Source organism: Savagea serpentis, assembly GCF_015351395.1.
GTDB lineage: Bacteria > Bacillota > Bacilli > Bacillales_A > Planococcaceae > Savagea > Savagea serpentis.
On the sequence record NZ_JADKPV010000009.1, the window covers coordinates 28610 to 50286 of the forward strand.

General features: G+C 39.1%; 25 protein-coding genes. 13 read left to right on the forward strand and 12 right to left on the reverse strand.

The features are described 5' to 3' along the window. The first annotated feature begins 38 nt into the window (after positions 1-38). Together IRY55_RS12435 and rlmD are read left to right on the forward strand one after the other, a co-directional pair. The gene (locus IRY55_RS12435; RefSeq protein WP_194563654.1) at positions 39-950 is read left to right on the forward strand and encodes a diacylglycerol kinase; all 912 of its coding nucleotides are present in this window, start codon (positions 39-41) and stop codon (positions 948-950) included. A 217-nt stretch (positions 951-1167) separates the two neighbouring features. Continuing rightward, on the forward strand, positions 1168-2532 hold the full coding sequence (gene rlmD, locus IRY55_RS12440) for a 23S rRNA (uracil(1939)-C(5))-methyltransferase RlmD (RefSeq protein ID WP_194563655.1): 1365 nt from the start codon (positions 1168-1170) through the stop codon (positions 2530-2532). Between the two features lie 247 nt (positions 2533-2779). Here rlmD and IRY55_RS12445 read toward each other — a convergent pair whose 3' ends face one another. From IRY55_RS12445 to IRY55_RS12455, 3 genes are all read right to left on the reverse strand, one after another. Beyond that, complete coding sequence (locus tag IRY55_RS12445; RefSeq protein WP_194563656.1) at positions 2780-3097, reverse strand: hypothetical protein; 318 nt, start codon at positions 3095-3097, stop codon at positions 2780-2782. A 148-nt stretch (positions 3098-3245) separates the two neighbouring features. After that, entirely contained in the window at positions 3246-3614 is a 369-nt protein-coding gene (locus IRY55_RS12450; RefSeq protein ID WP_194563657.1) for an SLAP domain-containing protein, read from the reverse strand. 86 nt (positions 3615-3700) lie between these two features. Continuing rightward, complete coding sequence (locus tag IRY55_RS12455) at positions 3701-3937, reverse strand: CsbD family protein (RefSeq protein ID WP_194563658.1); 237 nt, start codon at positions 3935-3937, stop codon at positions 3701-3703. Between the two features lie 116 nt (positions 3938-4053). On the opposite strand from IRY55_RS12455, the gene IRY55_RS12460 reads away from it, so the two are divergent. The 6 genes from IRY55_RS12460 to IRY55_RS12485 all read left to right on the forward strand — a co-directional run bounded on the left by IRY55_RS12460 (position 4054) and on the right by IRY55_RS12485 (position 10619). Continuing rightward, complete coding sequence (locus IRY55_RS12460; protein ID WP_194563659.1) at positions 4054-5901, forward strand: acyltransferase family protein; 1848 nt, start codon at positions 4054-4056, stop codon at positions 5899-5901. 86 nt (positions 5902-5987) lie between these two features. Further along, positions 5988-6455 (forward strand): low molecular weight protein-tyrosine-phosphatase, encoded by a 468-nt coding sequence (locus IRY55_RS12465; protein ID WP_194563660.1) that lies wholly within the window; start codon positions 5988-5990, stop codon positions 6453-6455. A gap of 13 nt (positions 6456-6468) precedes the next feature. Then, complete coding sequence (locus tag IRY55_RS12470; RefSeq protein ID WP_194563661.1) at positions 6469-7140, forward strand: RluA family pseudouridine synthase; 672 nt, start codon at positions 6469-6471, stop codon at positions 7138-7140. An 18-nt stretch (positions 7141-7158) separates the two neighbouring features. Then, positions 7159-8376, forward strand: a complete 1218-nt coding sequence (locus tag IRY55_RS12475) for a carboxylate--amine ligase (RefSeq protein ID WP_194563662.1) — start codon at positions 7159-7161, stop codon at positions 8374-8376. Positions 8377-8407: 31 nt separating this feature from the next. Then, the gene (locus tag IRY55_RS12480) at positions 8408-9454 is read left to right on the forward strand and encodes a lipid II:glycine glycyltransferase FemX (RefSeq protein ID WP_194563663.1); all 1047 of its coding nucleotides are present in this window, start codon (positions 8408-8410) and stop codon (positions 9452-9454) included. Positions 9455-9473: 19 nt separating this feature from the next. Then, a complete protein-coding gene (locus IRY55_RS12485; protein WP_194563664.1) occupies positions 9474-10619 on the forward strand; it encodes a DEAD/DEAH box helicase in 1146 nt (381 codons plus the stop codon). A 49-nt stretch (positions 10620-10668) separates the two neighbouring features. On the opposite strand, the gene map is transcribed toward IRY55_RS12485, so the two are convergent. Together map and IRY55_RS12495 are read right to left on the reverse strand one after the other, a co-directional pair. Further along, positions 10669-11421 (reverse strand): type I methionyl aminopeptidase, encoded by a 753-nt coding sequence (gene map / locus IRY55_RS12490; protein ID WP_194563665.1) that lies wholly within the window; start codon positions 11419-11421, stop codon positions 10669-10671. A gap of 60 nt (positions 11422-11481) precedes the next feature. Continuing rightward, on the reverse strand, positions 11482-12219 hold the full coding sequence (locus IRY55_RS12495; RefSeq protein WP_194563666.1) for a tryptophan-rich sensory protein: 738 nt from the start codon (positions 12217-12219) through the stop codon (positions 11482-11484). Between the two features lie 187 nt (positions 12220-12406). Between IRY55_RS12495 and IRY55_RS12500 the strand changes: the two genes are divergently transcribed. Continuing rightward, positions 12407-12967: a GNAT family N-acetyltransferase gene (locus tag IRY55_RS12500; protein WP_194563667.1), complete on the forward strand. Its 561-nt coding sequence runs from the start codon at positions 12407-12409 to the stop codon at positions 12965-12967. 42 nt (positions 12968-13009) lie between these two features. Here IRY55_RS12500 and IRY55_RS12505 read toward each other — a convergent pair whose 3' ends face one another. The 3 genes from IRY55_RS12505 to IRY55_RS12515 form a co-directional block, all read right to left on the reverse strand. Further along, on the reverse strand, positions 13010-13576 hold the full coding sequence (locus IRY55_RS12505; RefSeq protein ID WP_194563668.1) for a beta-class carbonic anhydrase: 567 nt from the start codon (positions 13574-13576) through the stop codon (positions 13010-13012). 194 nt (positions 13577-13770) lie between these two features. Further along, positions 13771-13923 carry a hypothetical protein gene (locus tag IRY55_RS12510; protein WP_194563669.1) on the reverse strand — a complete coding sequence of 51 codons (153 nt, stop codon included), beginning with the start codon at positions 13921-13923 and terminating at the stop codon, positions 13771-13773. Positions 13924-14008: 85 nt separating this feature from the next. After that, positions 14009-15241, reverse strand: a complete 1233-nt coding sequence (locus IRY55_RS12515) for an aminopeptidase (protein WP_194563670.1) — start codon at positions 15239-15241, stop codon at positions 14009-14011. 152 nt (positions 15242-15393) lie between these two features. On the opposite strand from IRY55_RS12515, the gene motA reads away from it, so the two are divergent. Both motA and motB read left to right on the forward strand, forming a co-directional pair. Further along, the gene (gene motA, locus IRY55_RS12520) at positions 15394-16176 is read left to right on the forward strand and encodes a flagellar motor stator protein MotA (protein ID WP_194563671.1); all 783 of its coding nucleotides are present in this window, start codon (positions 15394-15396) and stop codon (positions 16174-16176) included. A gap of 16 nt (positions 16177-16192) precedes the next feature. After that, positions 16193-16954 (forward strand): flagellar motor protein MotB, encoded by a 762-nt coding sequence (gene motB, locus IRY55_RS12525; RefSeq protein ID WP_194563672.1) that lies wholly within the window; start codon positions 16193-16195, stop codon positions 16952-16954. Between the two features lie 43 nt (positions 16955-16997). Here the strand turns inward: motB and IRY55_RS12530 are convergent, their stop codons facing one another. Further along, entirely contained in the window at positions 16998-17219 is a 222-nt protein-coding gene (locus IRY55_RS12530) for a DUF1128 domain-containing protein (protein WP_194563673.1), read from the reverse strand. A gap of 152 nt (positions 17220-17371) precedes the next feature. On the opposite strand from IRY55_RS12530, the gene IRY55_RS12535 reads away from it, so the two are divergent. Both IRY55_RS12535 and IRY55_RS12540 read left to right on the forward strand, forming a co-directional pair. Beyond that, a complete protein-coding gene (locus IRY55_RS12535) occupies positions 17372-17683 on the forward strand; it encodes a YtxH domain-containing protein (protein ID WP_194563674.1) in 312 nt (103 codons plus the stop codon). 20 nt (positions 17684-17703) lie between these two features. After that, on the forward strand, positions 17704-18672 hold the full coding sequence (locus tag IRY55_RS12540) for a YihY/virulence factor BrkB family protein (protein WP_194563675.1): 969 nt from the start codon (positions 17704-17706) through the stop codon (positions 18670-18672). A 38-nt stretch (positions 18673-18710) separates the two neighbouring features. Here IRY55_RS12540 and IRY55_RS12545 read toward each other — a convergent pair whose 3' ends face one another. The 3 genes from IRY55_RS12545 to IRY55_RS12555 form a co-directional block, all read right to left on the reverse strand. Beyond that, on the reverse strand, positions 18711-20639 hold the full coding sequence (locus IRY55_RS12545; protein WP_194563676.1) for a heavy metal translocating P-type ATPase: 1929 nt from the start codon (positions 20637-20639) through the stop codon (positions 18711-18713). A gap of 320 nt (positions 20640-20959) precedes the next feature. After that, complete coding sequence (locus IRY55_RS12550) at positions 20960-21133, reverse strand: SE1561 family protein (RefSeq protein ID WP_194563677.1); 174 nt, start codon at positions 21131-21133, stop codon at positions 20960-20962. A 61-nt stretch (positions 21134-21194) separates the two neighbouring features. Further along, positions 21195-21578 (reverse strand): OsmC family protein, encoded by a 384-nt coding sequence (locus IRY55_RS12555; protein WP_194563678.1) that lies wholly within the window; start codon positions 21576-21578, stop codon positions 21195-21197. Positions 21579-21677: the final 99 nt, after the last annotated feature.

Here is a 21677-nt window from a genome sequence, read left to right on the forward strand (position 1 = left end):
ATCATTACAGTAAATGACGATGAGAAAGAAGGAAAGATATGAAACGTGCACGATTAATTTACAACCCGACTTCTGGTCGTGAAATCATACGTAAACATTTGGCCGCGGTTTTAGAAAAGTTAGAACGCGGTGGCTATGAAACGAGTACGCATGCGACGACATGCGAAGGCGATGCCAAGAGCGCAGCAGAATGGGCGGTAGAGCGAGGGTATGATGTCATCATTGCTGCAGGAGGCGATGGAACATTAAATGAAGTGGTCGCCGGTATTTCTCATTTTGACACTCGCCCTAAAATCGGGCTCATTCCAACAGGAACGACAAATGATTTTGCGCGCGCTTTACATATCCCGCGTGAAATTGAAGAAGCGGTCGATATTATTGTAGACGGCCATTCATTGCCTGTGGATGTCGGTTTAATGAATGGCGAACGCCATTTCATTAATATCGCAGGGGGCGGGAGAATTACGGAACTCACCTACGAAGTCCCAATTAAATTAAAAACAATGCTCGGTCAACTTGCTTACTATTTAAAAGGGATTGAAATGTTGCCTTCCATTCATGCGAGTCATGTACACATTGAATACGATGGGGAAGTGTTCGATGAAGAAGCGATGTTATTTTTAGTAGGATTAACGAATTCGATTGGCGGATTTGAAAAGTTAGCGCCAGGTGCGAGCATTAATGATGGGAAATTCACACTGCTCATTTTGCGTAAATGTAATGTCGCTGAATTTATTCGCGTGGCGACGAATGCGTTACGAGGAGAACATTTAAATGACCCACTCGTCATCCACGCGCGCGCGTCATCAATTCAAGTACATTCAAATGATGAAGTATTGTTAAATTTAGACGGTGAATATGGAGGAAAGCTCCCTGCAACTTTCGATAACTTAGAACGCCATATTGAAATATTCGCTCCACTTCTGGCAATTGAACAACATACCAAATAGAAGAAATGCCGTATGGACAACGATCGAGTCGGTTCAGACGGCTTTTTTCTTTCCGCTCACTTGTTAAAAAAGAATCGACAGAAACGCATAAACATCGCTTCTTTCTCTCGAACGAACATGATACACTACATTTAATTACAATAATGAAAAGCGAAGCAAGAAAAATTAGTTGTTCTTGCTGGAATCATCATTCGGTAAATTTTGAGGAGGAACGTACGTGTCATTTGTAGTACATAAAAACGAACAGCATATCGTGAATATTGTAGATTTAACTTCAGAAGGTCACGGAGTCGCTAAAATCGAGCATTATCCGATTTTTATTCCAGGTGCACTTGTCGGAGAAAAAGTAGAAATTAAAATTGTAAAAACATTAAAGAAATATGGTTTTGGAAAATTACTCACGATTCTTGAAGAGAGTCAGGACCGAGTAGAGCCACCTTGTCCGGTATACGACGCATGTGGTGGCTGTCAAATGCAACATTTATCTTATGAGGCTCAACTTCAACAAAAATGGCAAAACGTACGTCAAACATTAGATCGCATTGGACATTTACAACATGTTCCGGTTCATCCTGTGAAAGGAATGAGTGAACCTTGGCGCTACCGCAACAAATCGCAAGTTCCGCTTCAACAACAAGGAGAGCGTGCCGTGTGGGGATTTTATCGTCCGCGAACTCACGACGTCGTCGAAACATCGGAATGTCTCATTCAGTCGGCACATGCTGATCGTATTTTGAATGGGATGTTGCCCCATTTGCAACGTTTACAGCTAGAACCATATGACGAACAAACATTAAAAGGAACATTGCGTCACATCGTCGTCCGTGTCGGAGAAGCGACGGGCCAGTTGATGGTTGTTCTCGTGACGAATGTGCAAAAGTTAGCGAAAGAACGAGAAATCGTCGAACAGTTACTCGAAATTGAACCGACTATTACATCGATTGTGCAAAATGTGAATATGAAAAATACGAATGTCATTCTCGGCCACGAATCGACACCGATTTACGGTCCAGCCGTCATTGAAGATGAACTGAATGGCATCACATTCGAAATTTCAGCTAATTCGTTTTATCAAGTGAATCGCAAACAGACGGAAGTATTGTATGATCAAGCACTGCAATATGCCGGATTAACAGGCAAAGAGACAGTCATCGATGCGTATTGTGGCATCGGGACCATCTCCCTTTCTTTAGCGAAACGAGCGAAACATGTATATGGCGTCGAAGTTGTCCCTGCTGCGATTGCAGATGCGAAGCGGAATGCGGAGCTAAACGGCATCGAAAACGCAACGTTCTTAGTCGGAAAATCAGAAGAAATCGTCCCGGCATGGTATGCCGAAGGAAAAAAATTTGACGTTCTCGTCGTCGATCCTCCGCGCAAAGGCTGCGACGCTCAACTGTTAGAAACGATTCTCACATACAAACCAGAACGCGTCGTCTACGTATCATGCAACCCGGCCACATTAGCCCGCGACTTAAAAATTTTACACGAAGGCGGCTACAACATAGAAGAAGTACAACCTGTCGACATGTTCGGCCACTCTACCCATGTGGAATGTGTGGCGTTATTATCTATAGAGTAGAAAGAATTACGTCATTTTTGCTTTGAGGGAATGGGTAGTAAGATTTTCATGAAATATAAGATTCAGTCATGAGAGTTTAGTTGACGGATGGTGCATCTTTTAGTGTTGAGAGAATGAAAAACATGTCGATGCTAGAAAATATTCGACCAACTGGTGAAAGGAATAAAAAACAACCGAGGAATGTAATCATTCCTCGATTGTTTTTTAGTATGGGTACTTCAACAGGCGCATCCTTTAAGTGAATAAATCAAATTCCCGAATTACCTGCAATTATTATAAAAGTTGTCCAAAGCAAGCCACAAATCAATAAAATAAAAGTCACGATTCTAAAGATTGACATGCCAAACGCTGGTTCTCTGTTTTCTATTGTTTTTCTCTTAATTGCTAAGACTAAAAAAACGATCCCGATCAATCCAAGAAAATAAGTCAAAACAACTCCAACCCAATACCAAGTAGAATCATTTCCCCAGTATGCCATACTTTGAAATGCACTACTCATTAAAAATACACCTATTGCACATAAAAGCGATAAAAACACGAAAGATTCTTTTTTTATTAAAGTCATATCATTTCCCCTCGTTTACTTATGCCATAATCTAAACCATTTACTAAATATCTATATTCGTTGTATATAAAGTAGATAAATATTCCTTTTCCAATCGCTTATTAAACACGCGATTCTATAAGGGAACAGGCATCTAATGATTGAAATATTAACAGTTCGTCCAATGTAATTGTCCGTGTAGATGTTCGTCATTTCGCAACATCGTTTTGGAAAAGACGAATGTCCACGGCATGACGCTGTTGGCTGGGATCTCTAGCGTGTACGGAAATTGAGCGGTCGCAATGAGTGTGTTGTTCGTTTCGTAATTCATTTTAGGTGCTTCGATGCGCAGTATGTGATCGGAAGCGTTTTGGATAAATGTATGAACGGCGATCCCCCCGTCTTTTTTGCGAACAGGAAGAATCGGTGAGAACCGTTCATTCGTTTTTGAAGTAGACGTTTCATACGTTTGTTTCCATATGTCTAGGTCGGATTTTGAAAGTTGACGTTCCCACGTCGGATGAAATTGAATTTGCATATGTACACAACCTTTCGATTAAAATGAATATATCTTAGCATACATGAAAAAAGACAAAGTTGATTGTTCAACTTTGTCTTCGTGTATTATTTATTGAATTTTTCTTTCATTTTGTGGGAAAATTCTTCTGTTTTTTCTTTCATTTCATCCGCAGCGTGGCTCGCTTTATCCTTCACATCACCAAAAGCTTGTTCCGCTTTCCCTTTTAATTGGTCAAGTTTCCCTTTTGCTTCTGTAGATGAATCGTTCGTCGCTTTCCCAGCGGCTTCTTTCACGTTTCCTTTTACTTCGTCTGCTGTCCCTTTTACATGTTCTTTATTCATAATATGTAACCTCCAAATGTTTTATTATGATATGTTTACCCGAAATAAAATTGTTCAAACATTTTAGCATTATTTAACGTCTAATAATTGTACAAATAGCAAGGAAGGTGATTGTGTTGAAACGTCAGCCATCGATTCACAATGAGCGGCGTTATATGACAGGACTCGATGGGCTAAGGGCAATTGCGGTCATTGCCGTATTGTTTTACCATATGAATTTTCCGTGGGCGTCCGGAGGGTTTTTAGGAGTTACGTTATTTTTCGTTTTGTCGGGTTATTTAATTACAGATTTACTCGTCGCAGAGTGGAAACGAGATCAAACGATTGATTTTAAACGCTTTTGGTTTCGGAGAGCGAGACGTTTACTTCCTGCGATGTATGTGATGGTCATAGCGGTTACCGCATGGATCACACTATTTGATAGGCAATTAGTACATACTTTAAAAGAAGATTTATTATCTGTTTTTCTCTATTTCAGTAATTGGTGGTTTATTTATAAAGACGTATCTTATTTTGAGACTTATGATTCTCCTTCTGTCGTTACTCACTTTTGGTCATTAGCAGTAGAAGAGCAGTTTTATATTATTTGGCCTATTATACTATTTACGTTATTTTTCTTATTTAGAAAGAAACGAGTTGTCGGCTTTATTTTATTTTTTATGATGCTCGCCTCGACCGTTTGGATGGGTATTTTATATGAACCAGGAGAAGATCCGACACGTGTTTATTACGGGACGGATACACGGGCATTTTCCTTACTTGTAGGAGCGTTATTAGCTTTCGTTTGGCCGAGTCGTCAATTATCAGCAAATGTAGGGAAGGGCGCGAAAACATTATTGGATGTTGTTGGCTTTACGAGTTTAATGTTAATTTTTATTTTAATTAAAACAATCGATCAATTTGATTCCATTTTATATTATGGGGGCATGTTATTCATTTCAGGATTAATGGCGATTGCAATCGCGGTCGCTGCACATCCATCGAGTACGTTTGGCCGACTGTTAAGTATAAAACCGTTAGAATGGGTCGGCTTGCGCTCATACGGCATTTATTTATGGCATTATCCGATTATTATGCTCGTCGGTTCTTCGTATTATAATGATGGTACGTGGAGTTTGACAGTCGTTGTTCAAATCATCCTCGTTCTCATTATGTCGAATCTATCTTGGACGCTCATTGAAGATCCGATTCGGCGAGGGCGCATGAAACAATGGATGGTGGCGATTCGCAAACGTCAAACGACCGTAATGGAAGCACTTCTGTCGACGCGTCGACGTTGGCAGCCTTTATTGCTTCTTCTCCCCATTGCAACATATGGAATTATTTTCGCTGAACCTTATGCGAAAAGCGCGCATATTGAAGCTGATTTAGAAGCGGCGTTAACGGAACAATTCGAGCAAGAACAAGCGGCACGACTAGAACAGCAAGAGAAGGAACGAGCGGCACGTGAAGTGGCAGAGCAAGAAATATTAGCAGAACTGTATAAAGAGCCGATTGTTTTTATCGGTGACTCCGTCGCCCTCACTGCAATTCCTTATTTACAAGAATTATTTCCAGCAGGAGAAATCGATGTTCAAATCGGACGTCAATTTCGCGCAGCTCCAGAAATTATTGAACAATTAGATAAGCAAGGGAAATTGCATAACTACGTCATTTTTAGTCTCGGAACAAATGGTGTTTTTAATGAACAAATAGCTAAAAAAATGATTGAACAACTCGGGCCCGAACGTCATATCTTTTTCGTCAATACACGCATGCCTGATCATTGGCAAGACCGAGTGAATGGGACATTGCAAAAAATAGCGAATCACTATGAGCATGTACATTTAATCGATTGGTACAATTTGAGCGCGAACTATCTCGATCACTTTGAGCCGGATTTGACTCATTTGAAGCCGAGCGGTGGTCAGAAATACGCAGAAATGATTGCGAAAGCATTGGAAGAACATGCGTTAAATCGCTAAAAGAGAAGCTTCTTGTTATAATATAACGGGAAGCTTCTTTATGTTATAATTTGAACAGCATAGAAATACGTAAGGAGAGGCTAGTTATGATTCGTGTAGTATTCGTTTGTCTCGGTAATATTTGTCGTTCCCCAATGGCAGAAGCGGTGTTTCGCCATCTTGTGAAAGAGCGAGGATATGATAAGAAGATTCAAGTAGATTCTGCAGGTACGAGCAATTGGCATATTAATAAACGTCCTCATATCGGAACGCTCGATAAATTAGAAAAATATAACATATCATCGGAAAATATAGTAGCGCGTCAATTTCGCAAAGACGATGGTGAAGCGTTCGATTACATCGTTGCGATGGACCAAAGCAATTACGATAATATCGTCAGTGTATTAGGCTCTGACGCCTGTTCGCACGTCTTCAAATTATTAGATTTGACTGAAGTTACGAATAAAGATGTGCCGGATCCGTATTACTCAGGAGATTTTGAAGAAACGTATGAGCTCGTTTTAGAAGGAAGCGAACGTTTATTGGAAAAAATTATTAAAGAACAACAGTTGTAAAAAGGAGAAGCTATTGAATATACCGATTATTTATGAAGATAACCATTTACTCGTCGTTGAAAAAGTGCCGAATCTTCCGGTTCAAGAAGATGCGAGTGGAGATCAAGATATGTTAACGATTTTAAAAGCGGATTTAAAGGAGCGTTACAATAAACCGGGGAATGTTTATTTAGGACTCGTTCATCGCTTAGATCGACCGGTAGGAGGAGCGATGGTATTTGCGAAAACATCGAAAGCAGCATCGCGCTTATCAGACACATTGCGTAAACGTGATATGGAACGCACATATATCGCGGTCGTCCATGGTCGAGTGAAACAGCAAAAAGGTACACTTGAACATTATTTGTGGAAAGATCGTCAAAAGAATGAAGTGTATGCGGTCGACTCAAAAAAGAAAGATGCGAAAAAAGCGATTTTACATTATGAAGTAATCGGGCGTGAAGAAGGTTATACGATGGTGCGCGTGAAGCTAGAAACAGGGCGTTCTCATCAAATACGTGTGCAATTTCAAACGATCGGGCATCCTTTACACGGTGACCAGAAGTATGGTGGCTTGCGCGTAAAAAAGGGAGAACAAATCGCATTGTGGTCGTCTTCGCTATCTTTCCCACATCCGACGACGAAAGAAATTGTAACATTTGAAGCACCATTACCTAAAGGTATGCCTTGGAACTTATTTGACTAAAGATTAACGGAGGCTATTATGACAGAACATCCATTTATTCCAGTAATTATCGGTACGAATATTAACGCTTATACGATGGCTCGTTCCTTTCATGAAGAATACGGAGTGAAACCAATTATTGTTGGACGAGCATCATTACCGTTCACAGAATATAGTACAATTATGCACGCTTATGAATATGAAGCAGACTTGCACAATCCGAAAACATTCGTCACGTTTTTGAATAGGGTAGCACGTAAATATGCGAATTTAGAAAAGAAGTATATTTTAATTGGTACGGATGATTTATACGTACAGCTCATCATTGAAAATAAAGAGATGTTGCGTGAACATTATTTATTTAATTACATCGATGAAGATTTGATGGAACAAGTGTACATTAAGAAAAACTTCTACAATTTATGTCGGGAGCACGGAATCGATATTCCATCGACCTACTATCATTCATGTGCATCAGATGAAGAGTTTTCAGAAGAAGTGATGTTCCCCGTCATCATCAAACCGAGTGACGGTGTACAATATTATCGCAACCCGTTCGAAGGTTTGCAAAAAATTTATAAAGTGGATTCGTACGAAGAAATTAACGAAGTCATTCGCCTTGTGAAAACAGGTGGTTATCAAGAAGACTTAATCATCCAAGATTTTATCCCAGGGGATGATACATATATGTGGGATTCGGTCTATTATGCAGATCAAGATGGAAAAGGCCAACTTATTTCATTTGCGCAAGTGGCATTGCAAGAACACGCGATGACAGCCATCGGGAATTATACAGCATTGCTCACGCGCTACAATGAACAAATGATGACGAAGCTCGCACGCTTTTTAGAAGCGATCGGCTATGTCGGGTTTGCGAACTTCGACTTGAAATACGATGAACGCGATGGGAAATTTAAAGTGTTCGAAGTGAATATTCGTCAAGGACGTTCGAGTTATTACGTCAATGCTTGTGGTTATAGCATGGCGAAATTATTCGTTGACGATTTAATTTATCGTGAGAAAAAAGAGCTCGCGTATGTGAAAGAACCGATGTTATTTTCAGTCGTACCGAAATACGTATTACGCAAATACGTACAAGACGAGAAGCTTGTGCAAGAGATGAACCGTCTCATAAAACACGGAAAATATATCGATCCGCTCGATTACAAAGCGGATAATTTATTGAAAAGAAAATGGTATTTATTGATGCGTCAATTAAATTACATCAAAAAATACCGCAATAGTAGTTGGAAATAGGCTTTTAAAATATGAAGGAGTGTTCAGAAGAATGCCAGTTTTAGATCGCACGAATGCAGCGGAAGTAGAACGTTATGAAAAGTTTGTAAGGGAGACGCCGTACCGTTCTTTAACTCAGGACTTATATTGGTCAGAAGTGAAAGATGATTGGGGAAATGAGCAAGTGTACGTAGAACGTGACGGTGAAATCGTTGCGGCGATGTCGATTTTAATTAAATCGGTTCCAGGAGGATATTCATTGCTTTATGCACCACGTGGACCATTATGTGACTTCAATGACATTGAACTCGTTGAAGAGTTATTGCAGGAAGCGGAAGTTGTAGCGAAAAAGCATAAAGCATTCGCTTTGAAAATGGATCCAGAACAATTGTATACAGAAGAGCTCGACGCATTATACCGCGACCGAGGTTACGAAGTGACGAACGTTGGTGCGACGAAAGAACAATTAATTCAACCGCGCTTCAATATGATTGTTCATTTAAAAGATGAAGATCCAGAGTCCTTAATGTTGAAATTCCGTGGACGCACACGAAGTAAAATTCGTCGTGCAGCACGTGAAGGGGTAGAAGTTTCATATGGAACAGATGAACAATATTTAAAAATCTTCTATTCGATTTATGAAGAGATGGGGAAACGTAACCAAATTTCGATTCGTTCTTACGAATACTTCATTAAAATCTTGAAAGCATTCCCGAATGATGCACGCATTTACGTTGCGAAGCATGAGGAAGACTATTTAGCAGCGGCTGTGACGATTAACTATGAAGGGAAGCTATATTATTTATACGCAGGCAGTTCAAATGAAAAACGCAATATGAACGCAAGTCACTTACTCAATTATGAAATGATGCTTTGGGGAATTGAAGCGGGAGCGGATCAATACGACCTCGGTGGCGTATTTATTTTAGACGGAGAAAAAGATGGACTCTTTAACTTTAAAAATGGATTCTGTCAACAAGATGGTGTGACACATTATATTGGTGAAGTAGATAAAGTGTACCGTCCGATGGTGTATAAAATGTTCGTGAAGCTCGTGCCGAAATTACAAGAAATTCGAAAGAGCTTAAGTCTCGGTTAATCGAGCAAGGGGGAAGACGATGATTACTCAATTAATGCAATCGATTCAAAATAAATGGAAATTTGATCAAATGATGCCTGTGCAAGAACAGATGATTCCGCTCATGTTAGAAGGGCGTGACATTATCGCAGAATCGCCTACAGGAACAGGGAAGACACTCGCTTACGTGTTACCACTTCTGGAGCTCGTTCAAGATGTAGAAGGCCGCACAGCTGCTTTAATCGTCACACCGTCGCAAGAGCTATCGATGCAAATTGTGAATGTCATCCGCGATTGGTCCGTTGGGACTTCGATTAAAGTGACACAGCTCATCGGTGGGGCGAATGTGAAAAGACAGATGGAAGCTTTGAAAAAGAAGCCGCAAATTGTTGTAGGGACACCAGGGCGTATTAATGAATTAATACGTGATAAGAAATTTAAAATTCATGAAGTATCTCATATCGTGTTAGATGAAGCAGACCAATTGTTGTCACGAGACTATCGCGTCATGGTGAAAAACTTTATCGAACGCGCGCAAAATGATTGTCAAGTAGCGGTTGTATCAGCGACAATTACAGAAGAAATTGAAATTGTGGCGAAGCGCTTTATGAAAGAGCCTGCACGCATTCAAGTAGAAGCGAGTGAAATTATTCAAGGAAGCACGATTACACATTCATATGTGAAGGTAGATGAGCGTGATAAATTGAAGGTAGTACGTGGTTTAGCAGCATTGCCAAATATGTACGGACTCGCTTTTATTAACAATGTCGATCAAATTATGATTAAAGAAATGCAATTGAGTTATACGAATACACCGATTGGCATTTTGTACGGAACGATGAGTAAAAAAGATCGTACGGATGTGTTGCGCCGTTTCCGCAATAGGGATATTAAAATTTTAATTGCGACTGATCTCGCTGCGCGTGGACTAGATATTGAAGGACTCACGCATGTCATTCATATGAATGTCCCTCATTCTGAAGAACAATACATTCATCGTTCTGGACGTACAGGACGAGCAAGCGAAGATGGCGAGTCTCTATCGCTCATTTCATATAAGGAAGAACGCAATTATCGCAAATTGACGAAAGCTTATAAACCGATACAAAAAGAATGGCAAAATGGTAAACTTCGCGAAAAGCAAAAAGAAGTCAAACCGAAATTTCAAAAGAAAAAGCGCAAATAAAAATAGCTAGAGAACGGTACGAAATGGTACGTCGTTCTCTAGCTATTTTTTAATTTTCGTCCAATTGCGTTAAAATAATCGGTTTATCTTTTGTGACAACGATTGTATGCTCAATTTGAGCGACAGGTGAACGGTCAGGTGTGATAAATGTCCAACCGTCTCCTGACTCAATAATTTGATCAGCAGAACGCGCGATAAAAGGCTCTACCGCTAACACCATACCATCTTTCATAATCGTTTGATCCCAAGCATCGTAATAGTTTAAAACATGTTGTGGCTCCTCATGAAGTGATGTTCCAATACCATGTCCTGTTAAGTTACGAATTACTTTCAAACCGTTGCGTTTTGCGACACTTTCTACTGCTTTGCCGATTTGGTTTAATTTTGAACCGGCTTTCACTTTTGTCATCGCCCAGTTGAACGCTTCTTCTGCTACATCACAGAGCTGTTGCTTTTCTGCGTCTTCCCCAACGACGAAAGAAATTCCTGTATCTGCGAAATATCCACCGTGTGAACCTGAGACGTCAATATTGACGATATCGCCTTCTTTAATCACTTGATCACTCGGAATACCGTGAGCGACTTCGTGGTTTACACTAATGCATGTTTGACCTGGGAAATCATATTGGTCAATTGGTGCAGAGACTGCATCGTATTTTTTAAATAATTGTTCTGCTAAATTATCGAGTTCTTTCGTTGTGACACCTGGTTTTGTCGCGGCTTTCATTTCTTCACGAATGATTGCGACGATTTGTCCGATTTTTTTAAGACCTGCAAGTTGTTCTTCATTTGTTACGATCATTGTTTTCATCCTTTACACTTAGTTTGTTCTTTTACTATACCATAAAGAAAAAGTATCGCGCTAACGGGCGATACTTTCAAGTTTGTATTTGAATTGTTTGACCCAAACAATAAAACCAAAAATAACAGCACTGAGAAACAGCGCAGCAACAGAAACAAATAATTCTTCAAATCCATTTTTCATTGCGATGCCTACAAATGTCCAAATAAAGACGAGTCCTAGTGGGATGTCTGTATAATGATAAACAAAATGTAAAGCGAAAGCTGTAGCAATCGTTAACATAATCACGGCCCATAGTGGATCACTTAAGCCGAATGCAGACCAATTATGCCAAGTAATTGCATAATTAAAGTCGAACATCATCATTAAAAATGTCCATCCGAATGAAAGACTAATCGGAATTCTCCCGCCCCACTGATTTATATGTTTGTCATACGTTAAATAAAGCAAGTAATGAATAAGTAAAGCAAGTAATAATGACAATGTGGAATACATATAAAAATCATTGTGCCATAACATTAAATGTCCTAAGTTCAATATCCAAATTCCAATTAAAAGCAAAGCTCTCGTTTGGAAAGTAGCATTGATTTCAGATTGAAAACTGCGATACACCCAATAAATGAAAGCACTAATAATGGCTAAACGTATAAAGAAAGTGTAATAAGCTGGCATGATGAGAATTGGTAGGCGGTTGACGATTTCATTCGTCGACCCACCATGAAAAGGCAAGACATCTGCGAGGATGTTTACGATGGAGACAGCGAGCAATGAAAGGATAAGCAATAATCGAGTTAACATTGTCTACCTCCCCCTATCATAGTATACAAAGAAAACTGTTTAGAAAGTATATGAAAAATCGAAAGTTTCGTCACAAAATAATGACAATCTATAAAATCAAATAAATGATATACTGAGAAATGAGAAAAATAGGGAGAATGAGAAAAATGAAGTCATGAGATTATAAATAGATAGAGAGGGCAAAGCGATGAGAATAGATGGAGAACGCATGTATTTAAAAATTTTAAATGAAAATGATGTGTATGTATTTACTCAGTTATTAATTCGCAATAAAGCTTATTGGTCAATGTATGAGCCAAAATTTAGTGACTCTTATTATACGGTAGATACACAACGTGATAAAATTAAACGTTCCTTGCAAGCCTACCGAGAAAATCGTGAATTTAATTTCGGCATTTATTCATATGAGTCGAACCTATTGCTCGGTCATATTTCCTTATATAACGTAAAGCGTCTTCCTTTTTTAAGCGGATTTGTCGGGTATTCAATCGATGAGCAAGAAACTGGAAAAGGGTATGCGACGGAGGCGTTGTCCTTAATTGTTGACTATGCGTTTCGACGTCTCCATTTACATCGATTAGAGGCTTACGTGTCACCTGAAAATGAAGGTTCGATTCGAACATTAGAGAAAAATGCATTTATTCGAGAAGGATTATTGCGCGAATTAATTTATATTAATGGTAAGTGGGAAGATCATTTTTTATATGCGCTTTTACAAAAAGATTATGCTATGCAAAACAATCGTTAAAAAAGGCCGTGCAACTATAGCACGGCCTTTTTATTATCGGATTTAAATGTAATCATAACCATTGATAATGACATCAAGTTTTCCTGTATCGGGATCTGCGACGAGTCCGTGTACGGGAACATTTTTCACCATGAGCGGGTGATTGCGAACAGCGTCAACACTTTCGGTAACGCTTTCAGTGACATTGTCAAAACCACGCAACCAATCTTCTAAATCGATACCGGAATATTTCAACATTTTAAAAGTATTTTCATCAATTCCGCGGTCGATCATATTGTGTACAACACGGTCCACATTAACGCTAGACATACCGCAGTCATAATGCCCAATGATATATACTTCATCTGCTTGCAATTCATAGATCGCGACGAGAACACTACGCATAATACCTCCAAAAGGATGGGCGATCATCGCGCCAGCGCTTTTAATGATTTTAGCATCACCATTTTTTAAGTTCATCGCCTTTGGCAAAAGTTCAATGAGGCGTGTATCCATGCATGATAAAATGACGATATGTTTATCTGGATACTTTGTTGTTTGATATTGTTCGTACTGTTTTTCTTGTACGAATGAATCATTATATTGTAATATTTCATCTAAAATAGTCAATCAAGAAACCACCTTTCATTAATTAAAAGAACATTCATTCTTTTGTATATAATACCACTGAACGAAAAATGTGAATAGACAAAAAAATCGCAAATGGGTAATTTCCTTTAAAAGCGTCATTTTTCCCTATTGATGATTGGGGGAATGAAACTGATAAAGTATTACGTCATTTGCGATCTTTATTGTTTGTGCGATTAGTGATTTAAGCGGTAATCATGTTCTGGTTTAGGATCTACTACTGATGCGTCTTCTGAGTGCACAGCACGTTGTAAAAAGTAAGTTGTGAAATAAGAAGAAATACCGAGTAAAACCATGTATCCGATTACTGTTGTGTACATTAAAGCCATAAAAAATCGACTCCTCTCCTAAATACATACTTCGTACATTATACATGAAAGCTAAAAAATAATTAAGTCTTTTCACAAAAAGTTCTTAAAATGCCCAATTGCCATTACGGAAAATGGGAACGAGTTCGCCGGAGTGCGTTTTCGCATCGATATTCATTTCCGCTGAACCAATCATAAAATCGACATGAGTTAAACTTTCGTTTAGTCCATGAGTAGCTGTCTCCTCTGGTGACATCTCTTTTCCACCTTCTAAACAAAACGTATAAGCACTACCGATTGCTAAATGATTCGAAGCATTCTCATCAAACAATGTGTTATAAAAAAGTGTATTTGAGTTTGAAATGGGTGAATCATGTGGGACGAGTGCTACTTCACCTAAACGTTTGGAACCCTCATCTGTATTGATTAATTGCTTTAAAACATCTTCCCCTTGTGCCGCTTTTACATCTACGATAACTCCATCTTTAAACGTTAATGTGAAATCATCGATAATATTTCCGCTATAACTTAAAGGTTTTGTACTTGAGACAAAGCCGTTAACACGATCTTTATGAGGGGCGGTAAATACTTCTTCTGTCGGCATGTTGGCCATGAAAGTATGTCCATCTGCATTGATACTGCTGCCGCCTGTCCAAATATGACCTTCAGGCAAACCGATCGTTAAATTAGTACCAGGAGCTGTGTAAATTAATTCGTCAATGTTTAAAGCATTTAGAGCGTCTGCTTTTTCATGAAGAATGGCATCGTGCTTTTCCCAAGCTGCGACTGCATTGTTCTCCGTAACACGAGTAGCAGCGAAAATAGCTTCCCATAAATGATTCACTTGGCTTTCTTCTTCGACGTCAGGAAACACTTTTGCTGCCCACTTAGGAGAAGCGGCCGCAACTACCGTCCAACTAAATTGGTCGGCTTGCATGAGACGACGGAATGGGACGAGCGCTTCGGCTGATGCACGCTGAGAAGCACTCAATCTTTCGGAAGCGATATTGGCAAATGCATCAGGGTCTTCAGATACAATACTAATAAATGCTGCTTTTTCCTCGGCTAACGTATTACGTTCGAGCGCTTTCCAAGCTGGGAAGGTTTGAAGTGATTCCAAAGGTGCATTCTCATAATGGATTTTGGACGTCTGTTCATCTGTCCAATCAACATGGACTACTTTAGCACCATTATTATAAGCTTTTTCCACGAGAAGACGTGTCAGTTCTTTCGACTCAAGGGAGGATCGAATGTGTAGAGATTGGCCTTTCTGTAAGTTTACACCGACTTTCATAATAAGTTCAGCATAATTCAAAAGTTTGCTATTTAGTTCAAACATCTCTTAAAAACTCCTTTCAATTTCTGCTATAATGGTATCAAGTCGTAATCGTATGTACAATTATTTGAGAAGAAATATAAAAATTGCACATATTATCACTTTTAAATTGTATACTACGAATACAATGAAATAAAATGTTTGGAGGTTAGGAAATGGATATATCAACAGTTGTTGGTCTGATTGTCGGGTTCGTCTCTTTACTTCTCGGGATGTACTTTAAAGGAGTAACTCCTGACGCGTTAATTAACCCTGCCGCGCTTCTCATCATTATTGCTGGGACAATCGGTACGGTTATTATCGCCTTCCCATTAAACGAACTAAAACGTATACCTAGTTTGTTTGGCGTATTATTCAAAGAACAAAAGCTACAGTCAGACGAAGAGTTGATTAAAATGTTTTCCGAATGGGCAGATGTCGCTCGTCGTGAAGGACTTTTATCATTAGAATCAAAAGCTTCAGATATCGACGACCCATTTTTGAAAAATGGATTGAACTTAGCGATTGATGGGCAAAACGCAGATTACATAAGAGATGTTTTAACAGAGGAAGTAGATGCGATGAGCGAACGACATGCATCCGGTGCATTGATTTTCTCTCAAGCAGGTACATATGCTCCTACATTAGGGGTACTAGGTGCGGTTGTCGGATTGATTGCAGCTTTGAAAGACATGAACGACATTGATGCTTTAGGGATTGCGATTTCTGCGGCATTTGTCGCAACATTATTAGGTATCTTTACAGGGTACGTGATGTGGCACCCGTTTGCTAACAAATTAAAACGTAAATCAGCAGTCGAAGCACAACAAAAAATGATGATTATTGAAGGAATACTTTCTGTTTTAGAAGGAGAAGCACCACGTGTCATTGAGCAAAAATTAGCATCATTCTTGCCAGCAAGCAAACGCAAAGCATTGATGGCTGACAATGATGAATAAAGGAGTGACAGTGTAAGTGGCTAAAGAGAGACGTAAGAAAAAACAAGAAGAAGGTTCCGACGAATCCTGGCTCCTACCTTATGCTGACTTATTAACATTGCTGCTCGCTCTATTTATCGTTCTTTTCGCATCGAGTTCGATTGACCAAGAAAGGATGCAACGTTTATCTTCTGTTTTCAATGATATTTTTGATGGAAATAGTGGAATTATGCAAAATAACTCGCCGACAGAAGTTCCGCGTCCGGGAGATTCCAATCAGGAATTAGAAGATGCATCTTATTTAGAGGATCAACGTTCGTTAGGTGAAATCCAAGATAAGTTGGATGAATATATTGCATTAAACGAATTAGAAGGGCAGTTTGAAACACATTTGACAGATGAAGGCTTGCTCATTACGATTCGAGATAGTATTTTGTTCGAGATGGGAAAAGCTGAAGTAAGTGCAGAATATTTACCATTAGTTGAAGAAGTGGCCGAGCTTTTAATATTTGACCGTCCACGCCAAGTAATTATCACAGGGCATACAGATAATATTCCGATTCATACAGCGGAATATGCGTCGAACTGGGAACTCAGTATGATGCGCGCATTGAACTTTTTGCGAGCGCTCGTAGCACATAAAGATATGGATCCTTCATTTTTCAGCGCGAAAGGGTATGGGGAATACCAGCCGATTGCTTCCAATGATACGGCGGAAGGAAGAAGTAAAAACCGTCGTGTAGAAGTATTGATTCAACCACTCATTATGAAAGATGGCACTTCATTACCATTACCATAAAAAAATCACCGCATTCTCAAATAAATGAGAGTACGGTGATTTTTTATTTGCGTAAGTTACCCAGCTCAGCAGCAATGGCTTGCATTTCATTTGCTGAAATATGATGGCGTTTCATAACCATTTCATAAATGAATTTCAAATCTTCATAATTTGAATCATTGAAATGTTCCGCTTTCATTGCATCGACATTTGCCATTTTTAATTTATCTTTTATCGCTTCAATCATCGTTTCGATATTGATTGAAGAAGGTTGTGACAAGTCCAAAGTGAATCCTCCTTTTCAAAAAATCATATGTTGTTATCATTCCATGAATGTACGTGGAAGTCAATTGTATGAATAGTGGATTACAGTTTGTTTTTTATGAGAAAAGGGTATAATACAGATAGGTTATGATTACTAATATGGAGGGGCTTTATATGAAAAAAAGCAAATTAGGGAAATTTATTGTATTAGGAGCGCTCGTAGGTGGCGCACTTAGTTTATTGGATCGTGGGACACGCGAAGTTGTGAAAGAACGTACAGACCGTGCCTTATACTACGCAAAAAACCCATCGATTTTAAAAGAAGAAGTGGAAGAGCAAGTGAATAAATGGTCATCGATTTATGAGCAAGCCTCTGGCGAAATCGCTTCATTTGCAGAGCAATTTAGCGATTTGAAAGAATTAACACCACAAGTGAAACAGATGGTTGTAGAAGCGAAAGAAGCGTTCGTTGATCAAAAAGAATAAGAAACTGGGGGAGGGAGACAATGGGTAAGAAAAATAAATTTGTAGAGAAAAAAGAAGAATTGATGGAAGAGACGAAAGTCGGTCAATTTATCGATGATTTAAAGGATGGGTCAATTGAAGAGTTTGATGCGACAACGAAAGAAGGTTTCGTTAAACAATTGATTGTTCGTATTCAAAAAGTAGACGTGTCTGGGCTTGCTTCCCAATTGGCATTTTTCTTTCTATTATCACTCTTCCCTCTACTCATATTTATGATGACATTATTGCCATTTTTAAATTTAGACCAAACACAAATCTTGCTGTTCATTCGTGAATATGCTCCTGAAAATGTTGCTTCCTTAATTGAGACGACATTGAAAGAAGTGTTAGGAAATCGAAGTGGAGGCTTGCTTTCTATCGGGGCATTAGCAACAGTTTGGTCGGCATCAAAGGGAATGAATGCTTTGACGAAAGCATTAAACCGTTCATATTACGTGGAAGAAACGAGAAATTTTGCAGTGGCTCGTATGATGTCTGTCGTCTTTACCATTATGTTAATTGTAGCGATTACAGGCGCATTAGCTTTACCTATTTTTGGTGAGCAAATTGGGCTTGTAATATTCTCTTATTTAGGTTTGGAAAATGGTTTTATGCAAGTATGGAATCAACTGCGTTGGTTAGTGCCATTTTTAATGATTTTTATTACATTTACGCTCATGTATTGGGTCGTTCCAAGCAAACGCTTGCCATTCATGACCATTTTGCCAGGAAGTATTATCGCGACACTCGGTTGGATCGTGACATCGCTCGGGTTTTCATTTTATATTAGTAATTACGGAAATTATTCTAGTACGTATGGAAGCATCGGAGCGATTATCGTTTTAATGATGTGGTTATATTTTTCAGCTATTATTTTAATCATCTGTGGGCAATTGAATGCTGTGTTATACGATCGTCATGAAAAACATAAAAAAGAACAAGAATCATTGATCGATCGAACAGCGCAATAAAAATACCACCTTGTAGACTAGTCTACAAGGTGGTATTTTTATTTGATAGGGTTTAGCATACGAAGGCCGTTTAAAATAACGAGGATGGTGCTTCCTTCATGGCCGATGACGCCGAGTGGTAAATCGACGACTTGTAAGAAGTTTGAGATGATTAAAATCGCAATGACCGAAACAGAGAAAAATACGTTTTGTTTCACGATACGATTCATCTTTTCGGAAAGTTGAATCGTGTAAGGAATTTTTGTTAAATCATTTTTCATTAAGACGACGTCAGCTGTTTCTAACGCAACGTCTGTCCCTTCACCCATTGCGATACCAGAAGTTGCTGTAGCGAGTGCTGGAGCGTCGTTAATACCATCTCCAATCATTCCGACTTGTTTGCCATTTTGCATCATCGCTTTAATTTGCTCTACTTTCGTTTCAGGTAAACATTCAGCGACGTAACGGTCAACGCCAGCTTCTTTCGCGATCACTTCTGCTGTACGTTCGTTATCACCTGTTAACATAACCGTTTCAATTCCGAGTTGTTTCAATGCTTGAATCGCATCGATCGCTTCTTGGCGTAACGTATCTTTCAATGCGGCAGCAGCCATGATCCCTTGTTCGTCTTTCATGAAAATCACTGTCTTACCTTCGGATGCAAGTTGTTCAGCGACATTGTTTTGGAAATTCGCTACATGATTTTCTCCAATAAAACGTGGGTTTCCGACGAAAATTTCTTCATTTTTTGAATAAGCACGCAAGCCGTGACCAGGTACGTCTTCAATCTCTAGTGAACGGCTATAAGCAATATTGCGTTCCTCGGCATATTTTGTAATCGCAACAGCAAGCGGGTGATTCGATTGTGATTCGATTCCTGCGAGTAAAGCGAGGACGTCTTCTTTTTGTAGACCGTCACGCACGATGAAGTCTGTCACGACTGGCTTACCTGTCGTTAATGTACCTGTTTTATCAAAAGCGACGACATCAAGTGTTGCGAGGTGCTCTAAGTGAACGCCTCCTTTAAAGAGAACGCCACGCTTCGCTCCATTTGAAATCGCAGCGAGTGTCGCAGGCATAATCGAAGCCATTAATGCACAAGGTGACGCGACAACGAGGAGAACGATTGCGCGATACAATGATTCTGTCCATGTCCATCCGAGTGTGTAATGAGGGACGAGCGCCATTAAAATCGTAGATGCGACAACAATTTTTACATACGTACCTTCGAATCGTTCGATAAATTGTTGAGATGGAGATTTTTCGCTTTGCGCATTTTGTACCATCGTAATAATTTTTTGGAATAGAGAATCCTCACTCGGTTTCGTCATTTCCATTTGAATCGCACCACTCATATTGACAGTACCTGCGAATAAGTCATCGCCGATTTCCTTCGTTACGGGTACGGATTCACCGTTAATCGCTGACATATCAATTGACGTTGTACCATGGATAATCGCGCCATCGACAGGGATACGTTCACCTGGTTTGACGAGTAATTTCGATCCGACTTGAAGAGAAGAAGTTGCGACTTTTACTTCGGTTCCATCTTCTTGAATGAGCCAAGCTTCTTCTGGTTGCATTTCCATGAGAGCTGAGATTTCTTGGTGACTTTTGTTCAATGTGAAAGTTTCCATCGCACCGCTAATGGCAAAGATGAAAATTAAAATTGCACCTTCTGCCCAATAGCCGATGAGTCCAGAGCCGATTGCAGCGAACACCATAAGCATCTCAACATTCAGTTCTTTATTGGCAATCGTTTCTTCGATTCCTTCTTTTGCTTTTGCAAAACCTCCGATGATGAAAGCAATAATGTACATAATGACAGAAGGTTGTTCGAAGTCATTTTTTCCTAAAATCCAAGCGATGATAATCAATATTCCGGAGATAATCGCTGCGATTAATTCCATTTTCGCTTCGAGATTTGCATTGTTTTTTGGTTTTTCTTGTTGGATATTTTGAATTTTATCATTTACACAAGTTGTCATTGTATTCCTCCTAATTGATAATCTATTTCATTTAGAATAATTATCATAAATAAAGAGATGTTGATTTATCAATGCTTTCATAATTGAAAACGATTCTTAACAACAATTCTTTATTTATAATTATTATAATGTAATTGTACTTCATCTGAAAATAGATGCAACAAATATGTATTGTGAAACTTTGATTTTGTCTAAAATGTGAACGAGAGAAGGCAAATGAAAAAGATTCTCTTCTTCAATGGAATAAATACAAAAAAAGAAAGCCTCGAGTAATTAAGGCTTTCTTTTTTAGCGGGAGAGGAGTCTCTCAACTTTTTGAATTAATTGTTTTTAATGCGTTCGACTTGTTGTTCGATTTCATCGATGAGCGATAATAATTCGTCGATATGTTGAACGTCTGTCGTTTCTGGTTCGATTTGATCGAGTGATTGTAAAAGAACGTGGAATCTCTCTTTTAATGTTTGAACAGAATCGTCTTTTGATTCGATAGACATGCGGACACCTCATTTCCACGTTTTATCGTAAGCGATTTTTCGAGGGAGCGCAATAGAGAAGTTAGATGATTGTATAAGTCTTCACGAGCTCAATCGAATTTTTAACTGTTTGTGCCATCGCACAGTTTTTCGTTGACACTTCAATTGCTTTTTCGAGCTTTTTCTCGGTGAGATGATCAGCCTCTACTGTGAAGTGGAAATGAATTTTTTTAATGCGATTCCCTTCTTCTTCTACACGTTTGATTTCTTTCACTTCAACGTCTAAATTTTTAACATCGATGCGCATTTTTTTCAACACTTGACGCAATACCCCTGCACTGCAAATAACGACTGCTGAAACGAGCAATTCACCCGGTTTAAATCCTTTCGTCGCATCTCCTGAAATATCGATTGTGCCAAAGTCTGTCGTCATCGTATATCCTGTGTCTGTCATATTAAATTTCATATCTTATTCCTACTTTCTTCTAATGTTTTTCATATTTGTAAAAAGTATACCTTCGCGATGAAAGAAGTACAATGAATGTGTTTTCAAAGCGAGTGAAAC